The sequence below is a fragment of the Bacillus sp. CH30_1T genome (assembly GCF_008364765.1).
In the GTDB taxonomy this organism is placed as follows: Bacteria; Bacillota; Bacilli; order Bacillales; family Bacillaceae_B; genus Rossellomorea.
Genome location: NZ_VTUY01000010.1, coordinates 138,593 through 152,039, shown reverse-complemented (window position 1 = coordinate 152,039; position 13,447 = coordinate 138,593). Strand labels below are relative to the sequence as shown.

Sequence of the window (13,447 nt, the reverse complement as noted above, 5' to 3'; positions counted from 1 at the left end):
TTATAATAATACATGTACGATTCTATTTTCTTTCGTACTGTATGGTTGGTTAGTTTCCCTCGATCCAGAGGGCTGAATTCTTCTGACTTTAAAGAGGAGTGGAAGGATTCGATGACGGCATTATCAAAGCAGTTTCCTCGTCGGGACATGCTYGTGATAATGCCTCTTTTTTTTGCGTCTTCCTGAAAATCATACGATGTATATTGAGACCCTTGATCACTGTGAAGGATGCATCCAGATACATCACGACCTTCACACGCTCTCTTTAACGTATCTAGCACTAGAGCTTTATCTTGTTTATCACTAATGGTGTAAGCAAGAATTTCGTTATTAAACAAGTCCATAATCGTTGATAAATATAACATTTTCTCACCATAAGGAAGATAGGTAATATCTGTAACCCATTTTTCACTTGGCTTAGATGCATGGAATTCTCTGTTTAAGTAATTCGGCACCACGATTTTACTTTCCCCAGCTATATAGTTTTGTCTTTTCGGTTTAACACGGCACTGAATATTAAATTTCTGCATAATTCGTTGTACAGTGTTCCGATTGACTTTGAGTTTGTGCTCTTTACGCAAGAGATCACGAACCATCCGGTGCCCGATGACGAAATTTCAAATCCCCGCAAATATCAATGATTTTCTTCTCCAATTCTGATGGGCCCCATGACTTTCCCCGCCAACGATAATAAGTAGCCTTTGCCACTCCAAAGCATTCACAAAGGGCAATAACGGTATATTTATGTTTAAACATCTCTACGGTCTGTACGAATACTTCTGGGACCACTTCCTTTCGATTTCCCTGTACTTTCCCAACAATTCCTCACGCATTTCATAATAAGCAACTTTCTTTCGTAACTGGGCTAGTTCACCTTTCCCATAAGAATATTGTTTACCAAGAGGTTGAGCAAAACGATGGGCCTCACCATTCTTGAACCATTTCACCCAGGTCTTAATCTGAGATCGATTCTTAATCCCGAACATCTCCATTAGCTCTTGATTTGAATGTTTACCTTCTAATTTTAAACGGACAACTTCTTTCTTAACTTCTTCTGGATAGGACATTTTATTACCCATAGAAAAAACACCTCCAAATGTAAATGAATTATTTACTACTTGAAGGTGTTTTATTCAGTCTCATATTATTAGGTCTCTCTACATAAATCACGCCGGGTTTCTTTTTAACTGGCTTTCTTCCTTGGTCGGGCTTGCATCATGGGCATGTACTCATTGAAGTAATGATTTGTTTCACGAACGATGACCTTATAAAGTAAAATAAGGGCGATCAAGTTTGGAATCATCATCAAGGCGTTAGACATATCAGCAAATGCCCATACGAGCTCCAGGTTTGCAACGGCACCAAGTCCGGTTGCTAAAATGTAAATGAGTCGGTAGGAGTTAGCAAATCGATAATTCGTCAAATACTCGAAGCATTTCTCTCCGTACATATACCAGCCGACGATCGTAGAGAATCCGAAGAAGATGACGGAGAACGATACGATATATTCTCCGACTACCCCGAGGGCGTGTCCAAATGCCGCACTAGTCAGTGCTCCGCCGTCAAGACTTGGTGCATGCTCTACACCCGATATCGCTCCGCCTGTGGGATCCCAGAAACCTGTGATCAGCAGGACAAGCCCCGTCATCGTACAGACTATGATTGTCACAATGAACGTACCCGTCATAGCGACAAGTGCCTGTTTAACCGGATGATCGGTTTTCGCATTACCTGCAATCAATGCAGCCGTACCAAGTCCGGCCTCATTGGAGAAAATTCCACGTGATACACCGCTTCGAATCGCTTCACTGATAATGATTCCAGTGAAACCTCCAGCGGCAGCTACAGGATTGAATGCATAATAGAAAATCATTTCAAATGCCGGAATGATCATATCATAATTCAGTACGATGATGATCATTGAGCCACCAATGTACAGGAATGCCATGATCGGTACAAAGAAGGAAGCGACGGTACTGATACGTTGAATCCCTCCAAAGATGATCAAACCTGTCAGGACAGCCAAAACGATTCCTGTTACGACATTGTTAATTTGAAAGCTTGATGTCATAACGTCTGCAATCGTATTGGACTGTACACTATTTCCGATTCCAAGGGCAGCAAATGCGCCGAATAAAGCGAAGGCAACAGCAAGCCATTTCCACTTGCTTCCGAGACCTTTTTCTACGTAATACATCGGCCCGCCGGAGTACTCACCATTTTTATTTTTTACACGGTACTTCATGGCAAGAAGCGCTTCTGCGTATTTCGTCGCCATTCCGAGAAGGCCGACAACCCACATCCAGAAGATGGCCCCGGGTCCACCAATCGTCAATGCCGTTGCAACCCCGGCAATGTTTCCGTTACCGATTGTCGCTGACAAAGCAGTCATCAACGTTTTGAAGTTACTGATATCCCCTTCCGATTTGTCAGCAGAAGAAGATGGTTCTTCTTTTGTAAAAGCAAGTTTAAATGCATACAATAGCTTTCGGAACTGCAGCCCTTTAAGCATAAACGTTAAGAAAAGGCCTGTCCCAAATAACAGTACTAAACTTGGTGTCCCCCATAAAAATGAATTAATCTTGTCTAGCACATCTAACATAGAATCCTCCTTGTCATCTCATGTTGTAAACGTTTTCTTTATGAGTTTCCATCTACTATTTATATAGTATTCCAAACAATCTGTCCATAATAAAAGTCGAATTTCCAGAGATTGAGCCTTTTTTAGTAGTAGGAATAGTTGGAGGGACGGACCTCGGATACGGTCACACGGGAAAGGTGTACCAAGTGTTATTGAAGGGTGGAAATCGCGTAACAAAATGGACGGGCCCACTTCAGCTGAACGTTGATGTTTCTTTATCGCTCAGTTTAAAGAGGTCCGTCCCTCACGGTTATATTAGTGTAATGATTACTATCACAAGCAGCGGTCCTACCAGGATGAGGTATCCCATGGGTCTGGCGAAGTTCAGGGTCCAGCCTACTCCGAAGCGTTTTTCGACGAAGATGGAGGGGTCTTCAGGGTTGAAGTAGAAGAGCCCCCCTTTCCAGTATTGATCGTCATCTGCATTGATCACTTCTCCAGTGCCTTCTTCAATGGTTTCTAAGTCCAAGTCTGAATCCTTTTTACCCACCTTGATGGCCATAAGGACCGTCCCTATCAAGACGAGTGCAGAGAAGGCCAGTGGTATGGAGATGATCAGCAGGTCGCTGATGCTATTTTCATAAAGGGTGGTGAATTGCAGAAATGTAAATAGCATGCTAATCAGAATGGAGATGAAGAATAAGAGCCAGCTTGTGTACTTGCGCAGACGGAGCTGTCGGATACGTGATGCCTTTATATTTCCTGCACTCAGTTTAATTCCGGAATTCCTTGTGAGCTCATTGATCCCGAGGAACATTGCATTCATCACCAGTAATACAAGTGGCAGGGTCAAAGCAGACAGGTAGGTTTTGGTCATAAATGAATCCGGATTGCCATCGGGCCCCCAGTGAGTAGGGATCTGATCCGGCAGGCTATTGTAATTCACCAATGTAAACACCAGTAATCCGGCAGTGATCACCATGGGTACTACATATACTATCCAGGGTAGCATTTCATCTCTCGTTCTTAAGTTCAACTCTGATATCTTCACCTGTTTGCGATCCCTGAACCATTGCTTTTCCCGTTTCAGTGTTGTCACTTTCATATGAAAATAGAAATAAAGGGACATCGAAATAAATAGGATGACAAAAGGCAGTATTAAGCCTGCTAAGATGAGGTGATTTTCTATTGGTGTAATGATTGTTGACCAAATAATATAGATAGTTAAAACGAAAATTGAAAGGAAGGACGTGAGGATTGCGTAGAGTTTTTTATATTGTCGCAGCTTTTCGTTCCTTATCTCATCAACCGGTACAGTCACACCAAACACCACCGTCCGTTTGACAATGAAAGGTATGGCGATTTGAAGCGCCACTAGAAACCCAACCGTGACGAAAATGAGCGTCATTTCCATTTGTTACTCCCCCTTAACCTTTAACATAATAGATGCAACTAATTCTTGAACTTCTTTTTCACTCATGCCTATCACCATTGATTCCACTACAATCGGCCGCAATTCTTCTGATATCTGATCAAATCGGGATCGCGGAATTTCTCCCTCGAATGGTGTACAAATAAGAGCCCCCGACTTTGGAACAATGCGGATCACACCCTTGTTTTCCAATTCATGATAGCTTTTATTAACCGTGTGCATGTTCACGCCCAGGTCACCGGCAAGGCTGCGAACGGACGGGAGGATATCACCTGGCACTAATTCCCCGCGTACAATCCCCTCCATGATCCCATTCTTGACCTGAGTATAAATTGGTATATCTGATTGAGGTTCTATTTGGATAAACAAAGAATCACCTCCTAGTTTGTTATATGTTTAGTATAACAGAATTGTTCTAGTTTATGTAGAACAAAGACTGATTTTCCATAAAAAGTTAGATTATTGAAGAGTCACTCGTTATAATTTGATTATATAAAAAGAAAATTTAGTGAACTGAAGCAATCAACTTCCATACCTTGTCATCACTTCTGACAAATAGATTGCAAAACTAAATTGGACACTGTAATAAAGAAGGGAAGATATGCTAAGGAGTGAGATATTCATGGAGAATCAAGGACTGAAAATTGTAGAACTGACAACTATAGATCAGCACATTGAGGAACTGTCAGATTTATTAATGAAAGTAGTCGATGATGGTGCTTCCATTGGTTTTTTATCCCCAATGGCTCGCACTGCAGCGATGGACTTCTGGCAACATACACTGAATTCACATGTGATACTATATGCGGCTTGGGTAGATGATACTATTGCAGGAACCGTGCAGCTTCACCTATGCACCAAACAAAACGGTACCAACAGAGCCGAAATTGCAAAAATGATGGTCCATCCAAAATTCCGCCAAAAAGGCATTGCCCGGTCACTTATGCAAACGGCGGAGAAAAGAGCGAAAGAAGAGGGACGGACCTTGCTCATCCTGGATACGGTAGAAGGGGCACCTTCCAATCATTTGTATACGTCACTTGGATTCATTCAGGGAGGGCGGATTCCCGACTACGCATCTTCACCTTTTGGGGAATTAGAGGCAACCATTATCTACTACAAACAGATTTAGAAGTCTGTGAGAATAAAATAATAAGAGGGACGGACCTCGAATCCTCAAATCACTCCATATTCAGGTGAAATTTAACGTTTAGAGGTCCGTCCCTCAAAATAGAATCAGGAACCAAAATCTGTATAGGTCATATGAGTAGGAAGCACATTTATTTTAGGAGGAAAACATGCAGAAGAAATATCCCTTTTTGATTCTATTCTTGAGTTTGGTAACAAGTTTCTTGTTCTTGACGGCATGCAGTGACTCGAATGCCAACAGCGAGGAAACGAATGCGGATAAAAAAGAAGAAGATCCTTATGAAAAAGAAGTAAAGAAAAAGAACGATGAACTTGGGGAATGGGAGCCTCTCGAGCTCACATCCTACAGCGAGGAAATCGGGGTCAAAATGAATGAACCTTCATACAAGGAATTTGCGGCAAATGGGCAAGTGACCGTTGATGGGGAAATTGAACAGCATTCTGAGCTGAAGTCGGACTACGCCTGGATCAAGGTTAGGGCAAGTGAAGAAGGCCCTGCAGGAAAGCAGCTCGAATACTACACTCCCATCAAAAACGGTAAGTTCAAACAGAATATCCACTTTTTCAATGGAGAAGGTGAGTATAGTGTGTCTGTGCAGCTTCCAAGCAAGGATCGTGAGAATTATTACTATGATACTGCTTCCTTCACGGTTCATAATGTGAATCCTGATGTTATGAGGGATGTGACGCTCACACCATTTGGCCAGGATGCCGCCTTGTCCTTGAGTTCTGAATCAAGCTATATCAAAGGCGATGAAATCTTTTCATTAAAAGGAGAAGCTGGTAACCTCACGGATGAAGACACCATCATGCTCAGGTTAAAGAAAGATTCTCAAAACTGGACACATGTCATTCCCATTAAAAACGGAGAATTCAGTTATGAAGTTCCTTTATTTTTCGGAAAAGGAATACACGAGCTTGAGGTACTGGTACCAGATGAAGGTCGTGAAAACTACTACCAGACGGCCACGACTCTAATCATTGATAATGAATCTGGTCGGGTGATGAGTCCGATTGAGTATGCTGATAAATATCGCGAGCGTGGCGTAACTCTGGAATCTCCTCAATTTGGTGGGGAGAAGTCGGATGGAGTTTACTCTATCAAAGGAAGCATCAATCCTAAAGCTGAATTCGGTCCGGAAACGACGCATATTTATATCACCACGAAAAAAGGGGAAGACGAAGCTCTGGATGTGATTCCTGTAGATGATTTTACCTTTGATGATTCCTTTTATCTCCGGTTTGGACCCGGTACTTATGAGGTGACCCTCAGCGTACCTGAAATCAAGGAGGAGGATAGCGACTACTTCAGATTTTTCGGCTTTGCGAAGTTTGAAGTGGAATCGACAGGTGAAGACAAGCGGGACCTGCTGCCTTCCCGTGGAGTACAGTCAGATGCGCAGGAAATTAAGGGGCAGGCGAAAACCGTCACAGCTGGAAAAACAAGCGACAGGGACAAGGCAAAAGCCATCTACGATTATGTTGCGAAAAATGTTTCCTATGACGTTGAAAAATATGAAAATGATGACTTTAACTGGGATGACAGTGCATTGAAGACATTGGAAACGAAAACGGGTGTATGTCAGGATTACGCGTACCTTGCGATTGCCATGCTTCGTGCGAGTGACATTGAAGCGAGATTCGTCGAAGGCCGGGCAGGCGGAATATTCCCTGGAAGACATGCATGGGTGGAAGCGAATCTTGATGGAGAATGGGTCACCATGGATCCGACATGGGGATCCGGGTATCTAAAGGACGGTAAGTTTGTCCCGACCTTTAATGAGGATTATTTTGATCCCGATATGAATGCATTTAAGAACACGCATACACGGACAGGTGTGTCGTATTAGAAACGAATAAATCGTATGATTTATCAATAGGACCGGCTCCAGTCGATGGAGTTGGTCTTTTTTTATAAAATAATAGAGGTAATAATTAGCTATATTGTGAATGAAAGCCATAAATAGTACACTTGATTAATGAAAGAATACTAATATTCAGGAGAGTAGTGAATGGATTTTACACAATATAAGAAAACAGTGTTCATGCTTTTTATCATAATGATCTTTTTAGAGATTGCAGATTTTTCTTGGAAAACAATTGATCACTCCAATAGGGGAGTGTCGCTTTTTCTCCATATAGGTTTAGTGTTCTGTATGCTTGCTTTATTATTCCTTCTATTTAAAGGGAATTGGAGTGCTTCAAAGGAATTATCCAAGAGTAATAAGAATTTAAACAACATTTTTGAGACGCTGGATGTTGCCATTTGGTCTCATGATTTGAAATCAGATGTTCTCTTGATCACACCAGGAATTGAGAATTTGTATGGATATCCTTTGAAAGAATTTTATCAGGATACGCTCCTTTGGAAAAAAGTGATACACCCCGAGGATATGCCGGTTTTAAAAGAAAGGGCTGAAAAGCTTGGTTCCGGTCAGGTCTGTGTGAGTGTTTACCGTATCATTAAGCCGGATGGTCAGGTTCGCTGGATACAGGATAGAGGCATCCCCACCTTGGATGATAACGGGGAAATGATTTCTTTTACCAGTGTGTTATTTGATATCACTAATCGGAAAGAAAGTGAAGATCAATACCGAAGTTTAGTAGAAATGTCTCCAGATATCATTGCGGTTATCAGTAACCAAGCATTTGATTATATCAATGAGGCAGGCAGCAGATTGATTGGTGCCAAAAGCCCCGAGGACATCATGAACAAAGATGTTTCCCATTTTACCAGTCTTGAGAATATCAAGAAAATAAGGGAGCAGACAAAAGAATCGACTGCAGGGGAACGATTTGAACTGACGGTTTATCGCCTTAACGGTGATGCAATAGAGTTGGAGATTTCCGCGATGCCCATTTTATATGGAGGAAGGATGGCCATACAGTTGGTTGGACGAGATATTACGAATCGTAAAGAGACTGAGAAAATCATTCGTACCATGGCCTATTATGATTCATTAACAGGGCTTCCAAATCGGAATAAATTTAAGCAATACTTAAATGAGTCAATTCGTGAAGCTCCTGATCAATCGATTGCCATCTTATTTCTGGATTTAGATCGATTTAAAGTCATCAACGATACGAAAGGACATTCTACCGGTGATATCATACTGGAGAAGGTTGCCTTCCAATTGAAGAATGTCGTGAAAGACAAAGGGATTGTGTTTAGGCAAGGCGGAGATGAATTTATTATCTTACTCTCCAATTTGACTGGGCAAGAGGTCGAAGAAACGACGGGTGAAGTATTACAAAGTTTCAACCGTCCAATCGTCATTCATGAACAGGAGTTCTTTGTGACACCGAGTATCGGCATCAGTATGTACCCAAAAGATGGAGAGGACCAGGAAAGTTTAATTAAACATGCAGATACAGCCATGTATTTAGCGAAGGAACGCGGTAAGAACAACTATCAATTCTATTTTCCTGAACTTGAAAAAGCTTCTTCAAGGAATATGGAGCTTGAAAACGGATTAAGAAAGGTATTGGAGCTTGATCAATTAACTCTCTATTATCAGCCCAAGGTGGACTTAGAAACGCTGGACATCATAGGTGTAGAAGCATTGATCCGCTGGGAGCATCCGGAACTTGGAATGATCCCTCCAAGTGAATTCATTCCTCTGGCAGAGGAGACGGGATTGATCATTCCGATTGGGGAGTGGGTTCTTCGAGAGGCTTGTAAACAAAGTCAGGAGTGGGAAAAGAACGGGTTAGGCATCATTCCTGTTGCTGTAAATATATCTGTCAGACAGATAAAGGATGATGGATTTGTTGACATGGTAAAAGAAACCTTATCAGACCTCCAGTATGAGCCAGATCGACTTGAGCTTGAAATAACGGAGAGTATTATGCAGGACTTCGAAAAATCAACGAACGTTCTCAATAAGCTAAAAAAGGTGGGGGTCATCATTTCCATGGATGACTTTGGAACAGGTTACTCTTCATTGAATAACTTAAGGCATTTACCGATTGATAGTATTAAAATAGATAAATCATTCGTAGATGATATTATGGAAGATTCAAATCAGGTTTCAATTGTAAAGGCAATTATTGATATGAGTCAAAATATGAACTTTACTACTATTGCTGAGGGCATTGAAACAGAAAATCAAGTATTGTTCTTGAAACGGAAAGCCTGTCAGGTAGGTCAAGGATACCACTTTAGCCGGCCATTGCCTGGACCGTTATTAGAAAAATTTCTGGTGGAATGGGAAAGGGAACATTCTGAACGTGTTTTAAAGTAGTAATCGGATGTGACGAATGCGCTCTGACTAAATGGATGAACGAAAATGATATATAACTCACATTGAGTCAGGTATAATGGAATGCGATGTCTTTTAAATTTTTCATGAATAAACAATCATTGGAGGAAATGAACACGATGTCAGAATGGCCAAATTGCCCAAAGTGCAACTCAGAATACACGTATGAAGATGGAAGTCTGTTCGTCTGCCCCGAGTGCGCTCATGAATGGGCAGTAGAAGCAGCAACAGAAACATCAGAAGAAGAAAAGGTGGTTAGAGACTCAAACGGGAATCTCTTAACCGATGGTGACTCGGTTTCGGTCATTAAAGATCTGAAAGTGAAAGGAAGCTCATCCGTCCTCAAGATGGGAACCAAAGTCAAAAACATCCGGCTCGTCGAAGGAGACCACGACATCGACTGCAAAATCGACGGTTTCGGAGCCATGAAACTAAAATCCGAATTTGTGAAAAAGATATAATGCGTGAGTAATTTGGGGACGGACCTTTGATGAGCGATTAACCTAATGGTTCTTGCTTCTCAGAGGTCCGTCTCTCTTTCAGATTTACCGAAATGATCATCTTATATAGCAAGTAATTAGAGTTTAGGAGGGATGATTGGTGAATGAGAATGCGATGGGCAGTCCCCTTCAGGATGGTGCCCCGATTATAGAGAGAAAGAAAGGTTATGACGGAAAATCGGTGGAACATCACTGCCGGCTTTTAAAGGCGGGAGTTGAGGATGTGGTCCTCTTTCATAAAATAGAAGGTGCCTTTACCATGACAACAAACCAATCAAGCTTAACCATCCCTGAGGGAAGCTACACCCTGGCGTACTATTGGAAGGACCGCGCTTATAATGTGTATATTTGGAGAGATCATAGGGGTGAGTATTTAGGGTCCTATTTTAATATTGTCAGAAATACTAACATAAACAATGAAGTAGTATCTTTCGAAGATCTCATCATAGATGTCCTCGTATTTCCCGATGGAATAGCTTCCGTTCTGGATGAAGAGGAGCTACCCGTTTCCATGGAGGAGTTTGAGAACGGGTATGTGCTGGAGGAATTGCAAATATTAGTGGATAGCATAGAGAGTTTTCTTCCAAAGCTTATCTCTGAGACAAGGGATCATTTTCCACATGATGATCTTCTTAGATGGCTTCGCGATTCGACAAACAGAAGGAAGGCCTCTGAGCATAAGGATGAAGCCTATGAAAACAAAAAATGATCAATCAGGTTTCAGGTGCCATCATTTCGAAAGAATCACCAGGGGGAATGTTTCTTGAGTACGTTTATTTTGTTTATGGCTATCATTTTATGTGCATCGATATTGCAAACTAGTACCGGTTTTGGATTTTCCATAATGGCAACACCATTTTTATTGCTCTTGTTTCCACCTAAAGAAGCGATACAGATTAATTTGATCTTATCCCTTGTAATCTCGCTGGCACTACTAGTGAAAATTAGACGGGACATTGATTTTCCCCTTGTGAAAAGGTTTATTATTGGGAGCATTCCTGGTTTACCTCTGGGTATATTGGTTTTCATTCTTATTGATATGAATTTCTTAAAAATCTCAATCAGCTTGATCATCATACTGCTGACGGTATTACTTATCATGAAATTCCGCATCATGCAGTCAAAAATGCGGGACTTTCTGGCAGGGGGATTGTCTGGGGTACTGACCACAAGTATTGGAATGCCTGGACCGCCCCTGCTTCTATATTTTTCAGGCACTGAGACAAGAAAAGAGAAACTTCGGGGAACTACTCTTGCCTTTTATTTGTTCATCTATCTCATCAGTTTAGGGATACAGGTGAAAGTGGCGGGTACTACTCAAACAGTTTGGAAATCAAGCTTGCAAGCATTACCGGTGGTAGCAATAGGCCTAGTGTTAGGACAAGCTTTATTCAGCAAAATCAACCAAAAAATCTTTCAAATCTTTACCTATGCCCTCCTGCTATTTACGGGTATCTATCTGCTAATAGAAAGCCTTTAATTTTAGAGGGAAGGACCTCCAATAAGTGATTTACCTAATGGTTTTCTGCTGATTAAGAGGTCCGTCCCTCTTACATTTCGTCTAATACTACTTTTAACACAACGGCATGGTTGTACTGCTTATCTTTTGCACCGTAGAGAAGGACTAAGCGTTCGTTAACAGACGTTTCCTTCAGTTCCTGTAGCTTCTTTTGTTTAGCATATTGGTTAAGTTCTTCTTTGTAGGCTTTTTTAAATCCCTCGAACTTTTCTTGCTCATGATTAAACCATTTTCTTAATTGTGGGCTTGGGGTAATTTCCTTTATCCACTCATCCAAGTTGGCATCCTCTTTTGAAATTCCACGTGGCCAAACTCGGTCAATCAAAATGCGATGGCCGCCTAATTGGGGAGGTTCATCATAAATTCTCTTTAGAACGATAGACATAGATCTTCCTCCAATCTTTGCTCACTTACTATAAGGATAAATTGAATCAGAGGATGAAGCAAAGATCTTTTATCTTTAGTTTCTAAGAAAAAAGTACATAAAGGCTTAGAAACTCCGCATATATTAAATGACTTACTTTATAGCCTGACCAAAGTTTTCAAGGGGAAACCGATTTGAAGGTCCGTCCCTCTTTTACGAAAAATAACTTGCATGGTCATATTTCGCCGGGGAGGATGATTATCTTTTGAAATTACGCAGTAGAAATATAAAAGATCTGGATCGTCTCATCAATCATGAAAACAAGAGCCTGCCGGCAAAAGCCAGAAACCAAAAGGCGAGTGTCACGGTTTTTTTCAAAGTGAACTCGGGGCTGCCACTACCACAACACAAGTTTTCTTTAGAATAGCGGCAGGACCATGATTGATTCTATTTTATTTATAAAGAGTCTCATAATAGGAGTCACAATTGCTGCTCCTGTTGGTCCGGTCGGTATCCTTTGTATTCAGCGGACATTGACATTTGGGAGAAGGATAGGTTTTGTATCGGGTTTGGGGGCTGCCACTGCAGATGCACTATACGGATTGGTAGCTGTCATGGGTCTTACGATTGTTTCCGACTTCCTACTTGATCACCAATTTTGGATTCAATTATGGGGAGGGGTGTTTCTCTTCTTATTAGGATGGAAGACGTTCACTTCACAGATGGCACCATTTAAGACTGGTGAATCGCAAACCACTTCTTCATTGAAGGGGTTCTTCTCAATATTTCTTTTGACGCTTACGAATCCAATGACCATCCTTGCATTTATCGCCATCTTTGGTGTCTTTCGCGTAACAGGTTCTGATGGCGGCGTAGTATCCGCATTGCTCGTCGTTTTAGGGGTTTTTTGTGGATCGGCATTATGGTGGGGAACGGTTGCCGTAGTAGGCGGATGGTTAAGCAGTCGGATTGAATCAGACTCGTTAACAATGATTAATAGGGTGGCGGGAATCATCATTACGATATTTAGTTCGTATATTCTCATTGACTTGATATAATTTTAGAGGGACGGACCTCCAACGAACCTTGAATTCTAATTATATAATGAATATGAGGTCCGTCCCAATGCGGAGCGTGACTTTTTTTATGAAATAGAGGTTTTCCTTACCTAATGAAGAATCCTATAAAGATACTTCTATTCAGTAAAGAGAGGAATACAACAATGAAAGTATTGGAGTTACAAAAGAATTCAAGTATTTTTGAGGAAGCAGTGAAAGCTTTCTGGGAACAGTGGGGAAGTGAGGAGAATTACAGGTTCTATCACGATTGTATGTTCCATTCCTGCCGAACCGAATAAGACTTACCGCGATTTTATATCGCATTACAGGCAGAACAAATCATCGGGACGTACGCACTTCTTAGAAACGACCTGAATAGTAGGCAAGACCTGTTTCCATGGTTTGCCTGCCTCTACATTGACCCGGATCACAGAGGGAAAGGGCTTGGTTCGAATCTCCTCGAGCATGCCTTAAGGGAAGCCAATGAAAAAGGCTATAGACATCTATATCTAACAACGGATTTGGAAGGTTATTATGAAAAATACGGATGGACTCACACGACAGAAGCCATTGGACTGAGTG

12 protein-coding genes and 2 pseudogenes are annotated in these 13,447 nt (G+C 41.5%); 9 read left to right on the top strand and 5 right to left on the bottom strand.

Annotation, left to right across the window (positions count from 1 at the left end):
• The 4 genes and pseudogenes from F0342_RS19730 to F0342_RS19715 all read right to left on the bottom strand — a co-directional run.
• Window positions 1–1,079, bottom strand: a pseudogene (locus tag F0342_RS19730) (IS3 family transposase); the annotation flags it as partial.
• 104 nt (window positions 1,080–1,183) lie between these two features.
• Window positions 1,184–2,602 (bottom strand): alanine/glycine:cation symporter family protein, encoded by a 1,419-nt coding sequence (locus tag F0342_RS19725; protein ID WP_149157546.1) that lies wholly within the window; start codon window positions 2,600–2,602, stop codon window positions 1,184–1,186.
• Between the two features lie 289 nt (window positions 2,603–2,891).
• Window positions 2,892–3,995, bottom strand: coding sequence for a DUF1648 domain-containing protein (locus F0342_RS19720; RefSeq protein ID WP_262481825.1), 1,104 nt, complete (start codon window positions 3,993–3,995; stop codon window positions 2,892–2,894).
• A gap of 3 nt (window positions 3,996–3,998) precedes the next feature.
• Window positions 3,999–4,382 (bottom strand): GntR family transcriptional regulator, encoded by a 384-nt coding sequence (locus F0342_RS19715; protein WP_149157545.1) that lies wholly within the window; start codon window positions 4,380–4,382, stop codon window positions 3,999–4,001.
• A 253-nt stretch (window positions 4,383–4,635) separates the two neighbouring features.
• Between F0342_RS19715 and F0342_RS19710 the strand changes: the two genes are divergently transcribed.
• From F0342_RS19710 to F0342_RS19685, 6 genes are all read left to right on the top strand, one after another.
• Window positions 4,636–5,145, top strand: coding sequence for a GNAT family N-acetyltransferase (locus F0342_RS19710; RefSeq protein WP_149157544.1), 510 nt, complete (start codon window positions 4,636–4,638; stop codon window positions 5,143–5,145).
• 166 nt (window positions 5,146–5,311) lie between these two features.
• Entirely contained in the window at window positions 5,312–7,012 is a 1,701-nt protein-coding gene (locus F0342_RS19705) for a transglutaminase domain-containing protein (protein ID WP_149157543.1), read from the top strand.
• Window positions 7,013–7,174: 162 nt separating this feature from the next.
• The gene (locus F0342_RS19700) at window positions 7,175–9,406 is read left to right on the top strand and encodes a sensor domain-containing protein (RefSeq protein WP_188048630.1); all 2,232 of its coding nucleotides are present in this window, start codon (window positions 7,175–7,177) and stop codon (window positions 9,404–9,406) included.
• Between the two features lie 137 nt (window positions 9,407–9,543).
• Entirely contained in the window at window positions 9,544–9,885 is a 342-nt protein-coding gene (locus tag F0342_RS19695; protein ID WP_149157563.1) for a zinc ribbon domain-containing protein YjdM, read from the top strand.
• 154 nt (window positions 9,886–10,039) lie between these two features.
• Complete coding sequence (locus F0342_RS19690; RefSeq protein ID WP_149157562.1) at window positions 10,040–10,633, top strand: ribonuclease FAU-1 family protein; 594 nt, start codon at window positions 10,040–10,042, stop codon at window positions 10,631–10,633.
• Window positions 10,634–10,687: 54 nt separating this feature from the next.
• Window positions 10,688–11,404, top strand: a complete 717-nt coding sequence (locus tag F0342_RS19685) for a sulfite exporter TauE/SafE family protein (protein ID WP_149157542.1) — start codon at window positions 10,688–10,690, stop codon at window positions 11,402–11,404.
• 70 nt (window positions 11,405–11,474) lie between these two features.
• On the opposite strand, the gene F0342_RS19680 is transcribed toward F0342_RS19685, so the two are convergent.
• Window positions 11,475–11,828: a DUF488 domain-containing protein gene (locus tag F0342_RS19680; RefSeq protein ID WP_149157541.1), complete on the bottom strand. Its 354-nt coding sequence runs from the start codon at window positions 11,826–11,828 to the stop codon at window positions 11,475–11,477.
• Window positions 11,829–12,072: 244 nt separating this feature from the next.
• Between F0342_RS19680 and F0342_RS25035 the strand changes: the two genes are divergently transcribed.
• The 3 genes and pseudogenes from F0342_RS25035 to F0342_RS25745 all read left to right on the top strand — a co-directional run.
• On the top strand, window positions 12,073–12,234 hold the full coding sequence (locus F0342_RS25035) for a hypothetical protein (protein WP_188048629.1): 162 nt from the start codon (window positions 12,073–12,075) through the stop codon (window positions 12,232–12,234).
• A 10-nt stretch (window positions 12,235–12,244) separates the two neighbouring features.
• Complete coding sequence (locus F0342_RS19675) at window positions 12,245–12,865, top strand: LysE family translocator (RefSeq protein ID WP_149157540.1); 621 nt, start codon at window positions 12,245–12,247, stop codon at window positions 12,863–12,865.
• Between the two features lie 317 nt (window positions 12,866–13,182).
• A pseudogene (locus F0342_RS25745) lies at window positions 13,183–13,371 on the top strand (GNAT family N-acetyltransferase); the annotation flags it as partial.
• Window positions 13,372–13,447: the final 76 nt, after the last annotated feature.